At 72.2% G+C, this 12,490-nt stretch carries 13 protein-coding genes; 8 read left to right on the forward strand and 5 right to left on the reverse strand.

The genetic code is table 11. From position 1 onward, the window contains the following. Nucleotides 1-100: 100 nt before the first annotated feature. Entirely contained in the window at nucleotides 101-1,183 is a 1,083-nt protein-coding gene (locus PSQ21_RS14560; RefSeq protein ID WP_274035775.1) for a C40 family peptidase, read from the forward strand. A gap of 508 nt (nucleotides 1,184-1,691) precedes the next feature. After that, the gene (locus PSQ21_RS14565; RefSeq protein ID WP_274030929.1) at nucleotides 1,692-3,143 is read left to right on the forward strand and encodes a PP2C family protein-serine/threonine phosphatase; all 1,452 of its coding nucleotides are present in this window, start codon (nucleotides 1,692-1,694) and stop codon (nucleotides 3,141-3,143) included. Here the strand turns inward: PSQ21_RS14565 and PSQ21_RS14570 are convergent. The 3 genes from PSQ21_RS14570 to PSQ21_RS14580 all read right to left on the reverse strand — a co-directional run bounded on the left by PSQ21_RS14570 (nucleotide 3,125) and on the right by PSQ21_RS14580 (nucleotide 4,835). Further along, nucleotides 3,125-3,460, reverse strand: a complete 336-nt coding sequence (locus PSQ21_RS14570) for a DUF2516 family protein (protein WP_274030930.1) — start codon at nucleotides 3,458-3,460, stop codon at nucleotides 3,125-3,127. The two genes, PSQ21_RS14565 and PSQ21_RS14570, sit on opposite strands and share 19 nt — an antisense overlap. A gap of 155 nt (nucleotides 3,461-3,615) precedes the next feature. Continuing rightward, entirely contained in the window at nucleotides 3,616-4,332 is a 717-nt protein-coding gene (locus tag PSQ21_RS14575; protein ID WP_274030931.1) for a hypothetical protein, read from the reverse strand. A 35-nt stretch (nucleotides 4,333-4,367) separates the two neighbouring features. After that, nucleotides 4,368-4,835, reverse strand: a complete 468-nt coding sequence (locus tag PSQ21_RS14580; RefSeq protein ID WP_274030932.1) for a helix-turn-helix domain-containing protein — start codon at nucleotides 4,833-4,835, stop codon at nucleotides 4,368-4,370. A 393-nt stretch (nucleotides 4,836-5,228) separates the two neighbouring features. Here PSQ21_RS14580 and PSQ21_RS14585 point away from each other — a divergent pair, with 393 nt between their 5' ends. The 6 genes from PSQ21_RS14585 to PSQ21_RS14610 all read left to right on the forward strand — a co-directional run bounded on the left by PSQ21_RS14585 (nucleotide 5,229) and on the right by PSQ21_RS14610 (nucleotide 10,660). Then, nucleotides 5,229-5,858: an RNA polymerase sigma factor gene (locus PSQ21_RS14585; protein ID WP_274030933.1), complete on the forward strand. Its 630-nt coding sequence runs from the start codon at nucleotides 5,229-5,231 to the stop codon at nucleotides 5,856-5,858. A gap of 488 nt (nucleotides 5,859-6,346) precedes the next feature. Further along, the gene (locus PSQ21_RS14590) at nucleotides 6,347-6,610 is read left to right on the forward strand and encodes a hypothetical protein (protein WP_274030934.1); all 264 of its coding nucleotides are present in this window, start codon (nucleotides 6,347-6,349) and stop codon (nucleotides 6,608-6,610) included. A gap of 213 nt (nucleotides 6,611-6,823) precedes the next feature. Further along, complete coding sequence (locus PSQ21_RS14595; RefSeq protein ID WP_274035776.1) at nucleotides 6,824-7,294, forward strand: DIP1984 family protein; 471 nt, start codon at nucleotides 6,824-6,826, stop codon at nucleotides 7,292-7,294. A gap of 637 nt (nucleotides 7,295-7,931) precedes the next feature. Continuing rightward, the gene (locus tag PSQ21_RS14600; protein WP_443334391.1) at nucleotides 7,932-8,924 is read left to right on the forward strand and encodes a peptidoglycan-binding protein; all 993 of its coding nucleotides are present in this window, start codon (nucleotides 7,932-7,934) and stop codon (nucleotides 8,922-8,924) included. A gap of 195 nt (nucleotides 8,925-9,119) precedes the next feature. Then, nucleotides 9,120-9,863, forward strand: coding sequence for an HAD-IA family hydrolase (locus PSQ21_RS14605; protein WP_274030935.1), 744 nt, complete (start codon nucleotides 9,120-9,122; stop codon nucleotides 9,861-9,863). After that, on the forward strand, nucleotides 9,860-10,660 hold the full coding sequence (locus PSQ21_RS14610) for a phosphotransferase enzyme family protein (protein ID WP_274030936.1): 801 nt from the start codon (nucleotides 9,860-9,862) through the stop codon (nucleotides 10,658-10,660). The genes PSQ21_RS14605 and PSQ21_RS14610 overlap by 4 nt, the downstream gene beginning before the upstream one ends. 130 nt (nucleotides 10,661-10,790) lie before the next feature. Here PSQ21_RS14610 and PSQ21_RS14615 read toward each other — a convergent pair whose 3' ends face one another. Together PSQ21_RS14615 and PSQ21_RS14620 are read right to left on the reverse strand one after the other, a co-directional pair. Beyond that, nucleotides 10,791-11,522, reverse strand: coding sequence for a TetR family transcriptional regulator (locus PSQ21_RS14615; protein WP_274035779.1), 732 nt, complete (start codon nucleotides 11,520-11,522; stop codon nucleotides 10,791-10,793). Nucleotides 11,523-11,541: 19 nt separating this feature from the next. Next, nucleotides 11,542-12,366 carry a TetR/AcrR family transcriptional regulator gene (locus PSQ21_RS14620; protein ID WP_274030937.1) on the reverse strand — a complete coding sequence of 275 codons (825 nt, stop codon included), beginning with the start codon at nucleotides 12,364-12,366 and terminating at the stop codon, nucleotides 11,542-11,544. Nucleotides 12,367-12,490: the final 124 nt, after the last annotated feature.

A 12,490-nucleotide genomic window follows, 5' to 3' on the forward strand; every position in this document is an offset into this window, starting at 1 on the left:
CTTCGCCGTCTTCATCATCCTCATCGCCTTCATCGCCTTCATCAACTTTGCCGCCTTCGTCCGGAGGCGGGCCCGGAGTAACCACCCGGAGGGGGAGCTCGTGAACCGACGCCACTGCGCCACTGCCGCCATCACGCTGGTCTGTGCGCTGGCCCTGCTGACGTCCACGGGACAGGCCGTGGCCGCCCCGGTGCCGGAGCCTTCGCCCGCCCCGTCCTCCTCCACCGGCTCGCCGCCGCGCTACTCCAACGCGGACCTGGAAAAGGTCCGCGAGCAGATCGACACGCTGTACCGGAAGGCGGGTGCGGCGACGGACGCGTACAACCTCGCCGAGGAGCAGACGAAGAAGCAGTCCGGCGAGATCGTGAAGCTGGCCAAGGCGATCGTCGACGGCCAGGCGAGCATCGCCGCCCTGAAGGACCGGGCCGGGGCCCAGGCCCGCGAGCAGTACCGCAACGGCGGCCTGCCGCCCGGCGCGCAGCTGGCCCTGAGCAACGACCCGAAGCTCTTCCTGGACGGGCTCAACAAGGTCCGCCAGAGCCAGCAGGCCTCCAAGTCGCTCATGACCGAGCTGACCCAGACGCAGGAGGACCTGGAGACGTACACCCAGGACGCCAGCGCGAACTGGGAGAAGCTGGAGACGATCCGGGTCAAGCAGGCCAAGGCCAAGAAGAAGATCAACGCCCAGATCAAGGCGGCGGAGAAGCTCGAATCGCAGCTGGAGGAGAAGGAGCGCGACCGGCTCCGCCAGCTGGAGCGGAACGCCGCCGACAAGGCGCAGACCGCCTGGCTCTCCTCCGGCACCGTCAAGGACGTCAGCGGCGAGGCGAGCGAGAGCGGAGCGGTGGCGGTGGCCTTCGCGACGGCCCAGATAGGCAAGCCTTACGTCTGGGGAGCCGAGGGCCCCGGTTCGTACGACTGCTCCGGGCTGACCTCGCAGGCGTGGCTGGCGGCGAAGCGCCCGATCCCGCGCACCTCGCAGGAGCAGTGGCGGCTGCTGCCGCGCATCGACATCCGGGACATGCGCCCCGGCGACCTGATCATTTACCACGCCGACGCCAGCCATGTCGGGATGTACGTCGGCGACGGCTCGATCGTCCACGCGCCGCGCCCCGGCCGTAACGTCACGCTGGCGGGCGCGGGCACGATGAAGATCCTCGGCGTGGTCCGCCCGGACAAGTAGGGCCGACCGCGCACGCGGGGCCGGGGCGTGTGTGCGGGACCGGGGCGTGTGCGGAGGGCCGGGGCGCGTACGGAGGACTGGGGCGCGTACGGAGGGCCGGGGCGCGTACGCAGGACCGACCGCGTACGCGGAACCGGGGCGCGTACGCGGGACCGAGGCACGTGCGCAGGACCGGACCGCTACGCAGGCCCGGGGCGCGTCGTAGGCAGGACCGGGGCGGCCCGGGCGGCGGGGACGCGACCCTGCGGCCCCGTGAGCGGGGCCACGTGACCGGGGCCACGCCCCCACTCGTGGGCGCGTGATGTTTGTCATGTGCGCTTCCCCGCCGTCAGGGTGGCCCGTCGCGCCGGATCCGTGCCGGGACGCGGCTTATGGCGGCACACACGGCGGGGGCCGGCCCCGTTGCGCCATTCCGTTCCCCCGTCGCGGACCGCTATCGTCCCCGACTGGCGGATCGTCGATCGTCGACCCGCCGCGCCCTCGGGGGGAGGGAAGGAAACTCGAACCGATGCCCGTACCCGTACCTCAGCAGCGATCCGTTCCCGCTGCGGAGACCTCGCACAGCGACCTCACCCTGCTGGTGATCGAGGACGACCCGGCGGGCACCACCATCACCGTCCCCGAACTCTCGGCAGCCGCCGGGACCCGGGTCCGTGTCCGTACCGCCCGCAACCTCACCGAGGCCGCGCGGCTGCTCACCGACGACGTCGACTGCATCCTGCTGGACCTGGCGCTGCCCCTCACGGGCGGCGGGACCGGCCCCGGCACGCCCCCCGTCGGCACAGGGACGGCCGACGCCGGGACGTCCGGCCACGGGATGTCCACCACCGGCGCGGCCGGCCGCGGTTCCCTGCCCGAGCCCGTCTCCGGGCGGGCCGACGAGCTGGCGGCCCTCACCCACGTACTCCGCATCGCACCGCTGCACGCGGTCCTCGCGCTGACCGCGCAGGACGACACGGAGCTGGCGGCCGAGGCGGTCCGGGTCGGGGCGCAGGACTACCTCTTCCGGGGCGAGCTGGACGCGCGCGTCCTCAGCCGCGCCATCCGGTATGCCGTGGAGCGCAAGCGCGCCGACATCGCCCAGCACCAGCTGACCGAGTCCCGGCTGCGCGCCCAGGAGAACGCGCGCCTGGAACGCGGCCTGCTCCCCACCCCGCTGCTGGACGGCTCCGGCCTGAGCTTCGCCGCCCGCTACCGCCCCGGCCGCAGCCGTGCCCTCCTCGGCGGCGACTTCTACGACGTCGTCCGCACCCCGGACGGCACGGTGCACGCGATGATCGGCGACGTCTGCGGGCACGGCCCGGACGAGGCGGCGCTCGGTGTCGAGCTGCGGATCGCCTGGCGGGCGCTGACCCTGGCCGGGCTGTGCGGGGACGAGCTGCTCTCCACGCTCCAGCAGGTGCTGGAGCACGAACGCCAGAGCGAGGAGATCTTCGCGACGCTCTGCACGGTGGACATCACGCCCGACGGGCGACGGGCCGGCCTCTGCCTGGCCGGGCATCCCGCACCGCTGCTCGCCCGCCACGGCCTGCCCGCCCGGCTGCTCCCGTACGAGGACGGCGGCCCGGCGCTGGGGCTGCTGCCGCGGGCCCGGTGGCCGCGCCGTCAGGTCGAGCTGGGCGGCGCCTGGAGCCTGATGCTGTACACGGACGGGCTCATCGAGGGGCGCGTGGGGACCGGCGGCAGCGAGCGGCTCGGCCAGGACGGCATGGTCGCGATGGTCAACAGCCGGCTGGAACAGGGGCTGGCGGGCGAGGAGCTGCTGGAGGCGGCGGTCGCCGAGGTGCGGGAGCTGAACGGCGGCGAACTGACCGACGACGTGGCGGTCCTGCTGCTGGGCCGCGATCCGGAGCGGATACGACGATGGGGCGGCAGCGCACCGCGCTCCCACCCCGCGTCCGTCGGCCGGCCGCCGTGCCCGCCCCCGAGGGCGGCGAGGGCTCAGCGCCCGCCGTTGTAGGGACCGTACGGGCCGTCGCTGCTGGAGCCGCCGCTGCGGCCACCGCCGCCGGAGACCGCCTTGAGCGCGGGACGCACGTCGACCATGAACACGATCGACGCGACCACGCCCGCGAGCTGCAGGAACAGCATCGGGATGAGCAGGTTCACGGCGACGGCGACGCCGAGGATCACCAGCCAGAAGGACTTCTTCTTCTTGTCGGCGGCACGGTAGGCGTCCTCACGGGCGGTCGCCGCGAAGACGAACGCGACCACGGCCAGCACCAGCATCGCCAGGTAGAGCAGCTGGAGGAGCGAGCCGAACGCTGAGAGCAACATGGTGTGTACCGCCTAGTAAGTGGAGGAGCGCCCTGCGGCCGGAAGGGCCAAGGTACCGGGACAACGAGCCGGCCACCCGTAAAGGTGCCCGCCCCGCGTCCCGGTCACGCGTCCCGCGTACCTCGGCCGGGAAGAACCCGTGGAACCCGTGGGGGTCACTTGTCGGCGGGCGGCGGGGTCTTCCTGGCCGCGGGCTTGCGCGGCGCGGGGGTCTTCTTCGCGGGCGCGGCCTTGGCATCGGCGGACTTCACCGGGGCGACGGGCTTGGCCTCGGCGGGAGCGGACTTCGACGCGGCGGGAGAGGCCTTCGTGGCGGCGGGCTTGGCGGCGGGCGCGGCCTTGGCCTCGGTCTTCGGCTCCGCGGTCTTGGGCTCCGCGGTCTTGGGCTCCGTGGTCTTGGGCTCCGTGGTCTTGGGCTCCGCCTCGATGACGGTGGCGATCTCGACGATCTCCTCCGCCGTCTCGCCGCGCCAGGTCCGTACGGTCTGCTCGCCGTGCTCGGCGACCTTCTCGTACGTCTCCCGGGCCCTGATCGCGTACTCGGCGGCGACGCCCACACTGCGGAGCGCCAGGTCCTGAGCGGTCTCGCCCAGCTTCTTCAGGTCGGCGGCGTCGAACGAGCCGAACACCTCGGTGACCTTCGCCTGCACGGTGGCCTGGGCCTCCTTGGCCTGCGTGGTCACCTTCTCCTGCACGGCCTTGGGGTCGGTGTTGCGTACGGCGTCGATCCGCTCGGGCGCCTCGGCCCGCAGCTGCTCGATCAGCGCCGGGACCTTGCGCGCCTGCTGCACGGCCAGGTCGGCCGTGCCGGCGGCGAAGTAGAGGGGGGTGGGGTCGGTGAGGGTCTTGCGCAGGTCATCGGTGATGGCCATGACTGTGGTCCTCCCGGATCATCAGAACCAGCTGTTCAGCTGTGAGGGTCTTGGTCGTCGGTGGCGCCCGCACCGGCGTCGTCGCCGTTACGGGGCCCGGCATCGCCGCCCGTGCCGGCGCCGGCATCCGTTTTCCCGTCCGCGTCGGGGCCGGGGACGAATCCGTTCTCGCGGCGGAAGGAGTCGTAGATCTGCAGCAGCACGTTCTTCTGCCGCTCGTTGATCGACGGATCGGCCAGAATGACCGCCCGCGTCTCCAGCTCCTCCCGCTCCCGCTCGTCGAGGATCCCCGCACGGACGTACAGGGTCTCGGCCGAGATCCGCAGCGCCTTGGCGACCTGCTGGAGCACGTCCGCACTGGGCTTGCGCAGACCGCGCTCGATCTGACTGAGATACGGGTTCGACACCCCGGTCGCATCGGCGAGCTGCCGCAGCGAGAGCTGCGCCGCACGGCGCTGTTCCCGCAGGTACTCACCGAGATTGCCGACGTTGAGTGATGCCATGACCCGATAGTGCAACACCCTTGCTAACTTTTGCAAGCACATGCTTGCAAAAGTGTCGCGCGCCACTGCCGGAGCAGAAGGGTCCTCGGCTACGGGGGCTGTTCGGTCTCTGCCGACCTGTGCATGCCCGCTGTGGACGGCGGGCTGCACGCCGGTCGTCTCGGTGATCTTGGCGAAGGCGGCGAACGCCGTGCGCGACGGCGCGACAGCGTGGAGATGTACGCGCGCGGCGCGCTCGTCGCGGATCTCGTCAGCGAGGAAGTCGACCCTCGGATTCGCGTGATGCGCATCACGCGAACACTCGGAGGGGCCAGGCACCTGAAGGTGATGTTAGAGCGCTCTGGTGTCCCTCTGCCCCTCGGGCAGAGGTCTCGATCGTGAAGGACAACCGCAGTGAGCAAACCCAAGCGCTGGCGAAAGGCTGACCAGGAGCCGCACACCCTGGGTGAGCCCTCGGCCTCGCTGTCCCCGCTGGCTCAGGAGCAGTGGGAGGAAGTCAGGCGTAACGAGAAGTCCCTCCGCCGGTACACCCGCGCGTGGGCTACGGCCGAACACGAGACCGGGGTCTTCGTGAAAGCCGAGGAGAGCCTGCACAGGAAGCTGGAGAACAGCGGTCCCGTCGAGGGCAGCGTGCTCGCCTATATGAAGACGATCTGCAAGCGCGAGGCGGGCCAGCACCGCAAGAAGATCGCGGAGCAGCACAAGCGCGCGCTCCTCGTCGGGGACGACACCTACCTCTTGGACACCGAGGACTCGGCCACCGCCGAGGACATCGTGGTGCTGAAGGAGATCCGGGAGTCGCTGAACAAGAAGCTGCCGCTCCTCAGAAAGGTGCTCAGCGACCAGCAGTACGTGGTCTTCCTGCTCGCCGAGGCCGAAGGCATGAACTCCGTCGAGATCAGCGAGGCGTTGGACGGCACGGTGTCGCCGGGCGCGGTCCGCCAGTCGTTGAAGGCGGCCCGGGACAAGCTGAAGCGCCCCGCGATCCGGGCGCGTCTGGGGGTGTCGCCCCTGGCGGAGTAACCGTTCCCTCGGGTGCACGGGACGGTCAGCCGGCCGACGTTCCGCGCACACCGAGGGTGGGTTGCTTCACCCGCCGCTCGTGAAGGAGAGAACGAGAGATGGAAATGACGAAACGCCGCCCCAGGGCGAGCTTCACGCTATGGGTCGGATCACATGTGGCCCTCGCCTGGGCCAGGGTCGTGCACCTGATCGACCGAGTCCTGCTGTTCTTGACGCCGACGCCGACGCCGACGCCGCGGAAGCGGCCGGAGCGTCACTCAGTGATGACCTTGGTCGCGCTCACGGCACTGTTCACCTCGCGGGGGACGCCGGAGGCGGCACACAGGAACAGCTGAGCCGCTGAATCGGGCCGGGGTTCTCCTCACACGGGAGGGCCCCGGCCCGCTGATGTATGTGCCGGCACGCAACGTGCGGGGCCGGGCTCGTGGTGGGCCCGGGTAGAGGGGCCGCTCGGGTAGCGGGCGCCCTGGACTGAGGGGCCAGTACCAGTGCACGTCACGTTCGACTTCGGCACCGTCGTTTGGACGGTCATGGGGACGCTCGCCGGGTTCATCGTCTTCCAGTGGACCCGGCCGGCCGTCTCCACCACGCCGACGGCTCAGCCCGCGGGTATGACCAGGGGCGAGCGGCTGGTCCTTGCGCTCACCGCGGCCATGGCGGTCATCACGATCGGCAGCTACCTTACGGGCGGCGTCGAGAAGGTCGAGATCGACAGGCCCAAGCCGTCGGTCAGCGTGACCACCCGGGTCTGAGGAGGCGCTGGCCCGCGAGTTGGACCGTTTCCGCCCCCCCCTTGCTTCCTATGGATTCAGGGCAGCCAAGGGGTTGGTAAGACGATCGGCCCAGAAGCAGTGCCGACGGCGGCGAGCAGCCCAAAGTCCGGGGCCCCGTGCCAAATCCACGTGCGTATGAGCTGGTTCGCATTCCTATACTGGTGCGAGCTCATGGAGGGGGAGGTGGAGACGGTGAAGCTTGCTGAGGCACTGGCGGAGCGCGCGGAAGCGACGCGCCGTGCGGAACAGTTGCGAGCGCGCGTCGTCAGCAGTGCGCGGTACCAGGAGGGGGAGACGCCCGCCGAGGATGCCGCCCAGTTGCTGGCCGAGGCCGGTGAGGTGCTGAGCGCTCTGGAAACGTTGATCCGGCGGATCAACCGGACCAATGCCACCGTGGAGATGGGTTCGGACGGCACGCTCACCGATGCCCTCGCGCGCCGGGATGTCCTGCGGTTGCGTCACTCCCTGGTCACCGCGGCGGCGGACGCGGCGGCGGGTAACGGCGAGCGGGGATACGGCCGGCAGCTTCGGTCCGAGCTGGTGATGCTGGCCGCGCTTCCGGTGGCGGAACTGCGCGGTCAGGCGGATGCTCTCGCGAGGGAGATCCGCGAGGTCGATACACGGATCCAGCGTACGAACTGGGAGGCGGATCTGCTGGACTGAGCAGTCCAGCAGGCGGGGCGATGTGGAGCAGGTAGCAGCTTCGGAGGCGTGCACACACCGAGGGTCGGCGGTTTTCCGGCCCACTCCTGGCGCGTGAAGAGCAACGCGGGGGTTCGACTCCCCATCAACAGTGCAGCTCAGCACGGCGTACAGGTAAAGGTGCACATCGCACAGCACATCACCACGTGCAGATCCGAAGCGGTGAGGGCGGGTTCGGGGCTTTCCACATCGCAACACCCTGGACGACGGCGGTCCGAGCACGACGGGGCGTGCGCATGGCTGATCCGTGCATCACTCTCCACGAGCTCGCCCAGGAGCTTCCGCCGATGCCACAGGGCGATCGCCGGTCGCACCCCGCACGACGAGCGCATCATCAAGTCATTCCGTCTGCTGATCGCGGTGTCGGCCGTCGCTGACGAGAGCGCTTCCACTCGGCATGCCGGGCGCGGACGACGAATGCGCGCGGGCACCGATGACGACGGCGCGCGTTGGGCCCGGCCGTGGGCCCGCCGTGGGCCCGTGGACCCCTGACAGGAGGGTCGGCCGGACCTACCGTCTATGCGGGTAGACCCCCGCATCCCGTCGCCCCGCTCACCCACTCACCCCGTGCGCCCCGACCCCCTTCGAGGGAGACATCATGTGCCGATCCTGTGCGACCACCACCGCGCCGACCGAAACGCCCGTGGACACGGAGGGCCTGAACCACGGGCTCTCTCGTCGAAGGCTGCTGGGCGGCCTGGGCCTGGGCGTGCTCACCATGAGCCTGTCGGCCGGGACATCCACAGCCACGGCGGCAACGACAACGGCAACGGCCAAGAACGGGGCGTGGGCCAATCCCGCCCTGGGCAGGTTCCCGGCCGGCGGCCACTACGGCGCGCCCAGAGGCAGCGCGTCCCACGCCGGTCAGGACGTCAGCAACTCCACGGGTACCGCGGTCTACGCAGCGGCCGCGGGCACGGTCGTCCGCAGGTCGTGGGGCGGAGGGCTGCCGGGCCGGACCGGCAACGCCCTGGTGATCTCGCACGGCAACGGCCAGTACACGTATTACGGGCACCTCAACGCCTACCGGGTCGCGCTCAACGCCAGGGTCTCGGCCGGGCAGCGCATCGCCGACATGGGCGCCACCGGCAATGTGACCGGCCCCCACCTGCACTTCGAGACCCACTCGGGTCGCCTCGGCACCACGGTGAACCCGGTCGCCTTCCTCGCCGCCCGGGGTGTGGACCTGTCCGGCGGCTGGTCGAGGATCGACCCGGGTGCGAGCGGCGCCACGGTCGTCGTGATCCAGCACCTGATGAACCAGCGCGGCCATGGGCTCGCCGTCGACGGGCAGTACGGCTCCGTGTCCGTCGAGGCGGTCAAGCGGTTCCAGCGCTCCAAGGGGCTGGTGGCCGACGGCCAGGTCGGACCGGCCACCTGGCCCGCGCTCGTGTACACGCTGCGGCAGGGGGCGAGCGGGTCCCACGTCCGGGCCCTGCAGACCGCGCTCAACAAGCGCAGCGCCCGGCTGGCGGTCGACGGTGGGTTCGGTTCCGTCACGACGAGCGCCGTACGCGCCTACCAGAGCGTCAACCGCCTGGTGGTCGACGGCGAGGCGGGCCCGGTGACCTGGCGCGCCCTGACCGGCTGACCGCCTCCGATCGTGGGGCACACGGTGACGCGTGATGTCCCGCGGCCGCCCGAACGAGCGGCTGTGGTCGGCCATGAACGGTCCGGCGGCCGTTTATGGTCGACCACGCACCACCGCACTGCCCGCACCGCCGCACTGCCCGCTCCACCGCACTGCCCGCACCGCCGTGCCGCAAGCCGCCGTAGGAGACCAGCCATGAGCACGCGACACGCGCCCGCCCCTGCCCCTGGCGACGGCCTCGGCCGCGCCCCGGCCTCCCTCGGCCGCGCCTTCGACGCCGTGCTCTGCGATCTCGACAACGTCGTCCGCTTCTACGACACGGCTCCGCTCGCCGCCCTGGAGCGGGCCGCCGGACTTCCGGAGGGCACCACGACGGACATCGCCTACGCACCCGAGGTCGACCTCCCGCTGCTCCTGGGCCGCATCACCCCGGACGCCTGGGTGGAGTCCATCGCCGCCGGGCTCGCGGAGCGGGTGGGCGCGGACCGGGCCCGCGCGCTGGGCCGGGCACTCGCCAACGCACCGTTCCGGGCCGACGAGGAGGTGGTGGCGCTGCTGCGCCGGGCCAGGACCCATGTCCCCCTGGTGCTCGTCACCAACGCGACTCTCCAACTTGACGCCGATCTGGCCCTGTTGGGCCTGTCCGACCTGGCCGACGCGGTCGCGAGCAGCGCGGTGGAGCAGGTGGCCAAGCCCGACCCGGCCATCTACCGCATCGCGGCCGACCGGGCGGGCGTACCGCCGTCCCGGTGCCTGTTCGTGGACGACCGACAGGAGAACGTCGACGCGGCCGACACTCTCGGCATGACCGGTGTCCTCTACCGCGAACCGGCGGACCTGCGGAGGGCGTTGGGGTCTTGCGCCGAGGAGGCGGGGAGCGCGGCGGCGGTTGACGGGGCGACCGACGGGGTGCGGCAGTCCGTCGCGCGGACGCGTTGAGCCCGGTGGACCGGGGCCCGCAGGTGCTGTCCGGCGGACTGGCCAACGCCGGAGCCGTCCTCCGTCACGGCGACACCGTCGAACGCCCCGCCCCACCGCACGCCGCCCTCCTGCACGCCCACCTCCGGGCCCTTCGGGAGCAGGGGTTCGCCGGCGTACCCGTCCCTCTGGGGGTCTCGGCCTCCGAACGCCGCGAGCGGCTCTCGTACGTCCCCGGCGAGGTCGCCGTCGCCCCGCACCCCCCGTGGGCCTGGACGGACGAGGCCCTGCGCTCCGTGGGGGCGCTGCTCCGGCGCATGCACGACGCGGCGGCGGCCGTCCCGTCCGGCCGGGCGGCCGGCTGGCCCGGCGACCTGGCCGACCCGGAGGGGGCGACGGCTCCCGGCTCGGTGGTCTGCCACAACGACGTGTGTCTGGAGAACGTGGTGTTCCGCGACGGCCGCGCCGTCGCGCTCATCGACTTCGATCTGGCCGCGCCCGGCCGCCCTGTGTGGGACGTGGCCATGGCGGCGCGCTACTGGGCGCCGATGCGGGGCCGCGCAGGCCTCGACCCGCCGCACCGGCTGCGTGTCCTGGCCGACGGTTACGGACTCGGGCGCGCGGACCGGGCCGCCCTGCCCCGGGTGATCGAGCAGGCCACCGCGGTGTGCCGGGCGTTCGTCGAGTCGCGGGTGAAGCGGGGAGACGCGGCGTACGCGACGGCGTACGCGGAGAGCGGGCGCGCGGTGTGGGACCGGCACCAGACCTGGCTGGCCGACCACCGCCACGCGCTGACAGCGGCCCTGCTCGCCGACTGACCATCGCCGCCCACCGCCAACGGCCCTGCTCGTGCCGACCGACCATCGCGAACCTGCCCACGCCCTCAAGGCATCGGCCTCGTACCGTGCGCCGTCGGGCCCGGCCCCGGTCCCGGCCCCCGGCTCCGGTTCAGCCCGGCTCCAGCCCCGTCCGCAGCTGGGCGAACGCCTGCTCGGCCGCCCGCACCGCCGACGCGTGAACCCCGTCCGCGCTCTCCCCCGCGTCGATCCGCCGCCAGTTCTCCAGGGCCAGGATGCGCAGGACGGCGATGATCTGTCCGGCCGCGAGCCGTGCGGGCAGTCCGCCGCCGAGGGCGCGGGCGAGCGCCGCCTCGGCGCGGCCCTGGTAGGCGTACATGCGGGCGACCAGCGACGGCGTTCCGTACAACAGGCGGTGGAACTCCAGCACTTCGGGTACGTCGCAGAGGCCGGTCACCGGGTCGCGCCGGTCGAGGCCGTCGAGGAAGTGGCGGCGCAGGGCGTCCAGCGGGCCCTCGCCCGGGGGCCGTTCGGCGACCACCCGGGCGGACTCGTCCTCATGGTCGGCGAACCGGTGCAGCACCAGGTCCTCCTTGGCGGGGAAGTACCGGAAGAGCGTCGGTTTGGAGATGTCCGCCGCGGCCGCCACCTCCGCCACGGACACCTTGTCGAAGCCGCGTTCCAGGAACATCGCGATGGCCGCGTCGGAGACCGCCTGATAGGTCAGCCGCTTCTTGCGCTCCCGCAGACCGGCCGGCGCCGGGGGCCGCTCCGGGGCCCGGCCGCGGGCCCACACACCGGCCCCGCCGCTGGCCCCGCCCCCGGGCCGGCTCCCGGACCCGCTCCCGGGCTCGCCGCCGGCCTTCTCTCCGCTCATGACCATGAAGCGTACGCCCCCGACCTCAAGCGGACTTGACATCCCCGCCGGAACCGCCTGAACCGTCAGAGCCGCCGGAGCCGTCTCCCGCCCTGCGGATCAGCGCCTCCACCCCGTCCAGCAGCACGCCCATGCCGAAGGTGAACTCGTAGTCCGCCTCGTCCGGCCCGCTCATGACCCCGGTCTCCAGCTGCCGGGTGATCCCGGGGTGCCGCTCGGGGTCGACGAGCCGCTTGAGGGTGCGTTCGTGGGAGGCCGCCAGTTCCTCGGGCGTGATCCCGCGCGCGGTGACGGCGGCCGTCAGGTCGCTCATCATCAGCGCCTCGCTGCGCACGAAGTTGGATACCAGCAGGATCACCGAGGTCTTGTCGCCCTCCCCGAGACCGCTGCCCCTCAGCGCCTGGAGCCCCTGCTCCCACCACGCGATCGAGTTCGGCGTCGCGGGCGGGCCGCCGATGGGGATCCGGAGCGCCCAGAGGTGGCCGTGGTAGCGCTCGCGCTGCGCGGCCGCCCATTCGGTGAGCGCGGCCCGCCAGCCCGCGCCGGTCTCCAGGGCGGCCAGGGGCTCCGGCGGGCCGACGGCCGCCTCCTGCATCAGGACGTACAGCTCGTCCTTGGCGGAGACGTACCGGTACAGGGACATCGTGGACGCGCCGAGCTCCTGCGCGACCCGGCCCATCGACACGGCGGCGAGCCCGTCGGTGGCCGCGACGCCCACCGCCGCGGCCACGATCCGCTCCAGGCTCAGGCCGGGCTTCGGCCCCTTGGCCGGGCGGTCCCGCAGCCCCCAGGCCGCCTCCAGACTGGCCGGCAGATCGCCGCCGCCCGAGCCGCCGTTCTTCTCCGTCACCGCAATCCCCTTCGCCCGGCACCCCGGCCACGCCGCCGCCCTGCTGCCCTGCCGCCGTCACGCCCCGCACCCCCGGACGCCTTGACCCCATCCTAGAGATGCGTAATGCTTACGCAATAACGCG

The sequence above is a fragment of the Streptomyces sp. MMBL 11-1 genome, assembly GCF_028622875.1.
Lineage (GTDB): Bacteria > Actinomycetota > Actinomycetes > Streptomycetales > Streptomycetaceae > Streptomyces.

Excerpts from the sequence above, each read along its gene's own strand:
- PSQ21_RS14565 (WP_274030929.1), top strand. The coding sequence starts at position 1,692 with ATGCCCGTACCCGTACCTCAGCAGCGATCCGTTCCCGCTGCGGAGACC.
- PSQ21_RS14570 (WP_274030930.1), bottom strand. The coding sequence starts at position 3,460 with ATGTTGCTCTCAGCGTTCGGCTCGCTCCTCCAGCTGCTCTACCTGGCG.
- PSQ21_RS14575 (WP_274030931.1), bottom strand. The coding sequence starts at position 4,332 with ATGGCCATCACCGATGACCTGCGCAAGACCCTCACCGACCCCACCCCC.
- PSQ21_RS14580 (WP_274030932.1), bottom strand. The coding sequence starts at position 4,835 with ATGGCATCACTCAACGTCGGCAATCTCGGTGAGTACCTGCGGGAACAG.
- PSQ21_RS14600 (WP_443334391.1), top strand. The coding sequence starts at position 7,932 with ATGTGCCGATCCTGTGCGACCACCACCGCGCCGACCGAAACGCCCGTG.
- PSQ21_RS14605 (WP_274030935.1), top strand. The coding sequence starts at position 9,120 with ATGAGCACGCGACACGCGCCCGCCCCTGCCCCTGGCGACGGCCTCGGC.
- PSQ21_RS14615 (WP_274035779.1), bottom strand. The coding sequence starts at position 11,522 with ATGGTCATGAGCGGAGAGAAGGCCGGCGGCGAGCCCGGGAGCGGGTCC.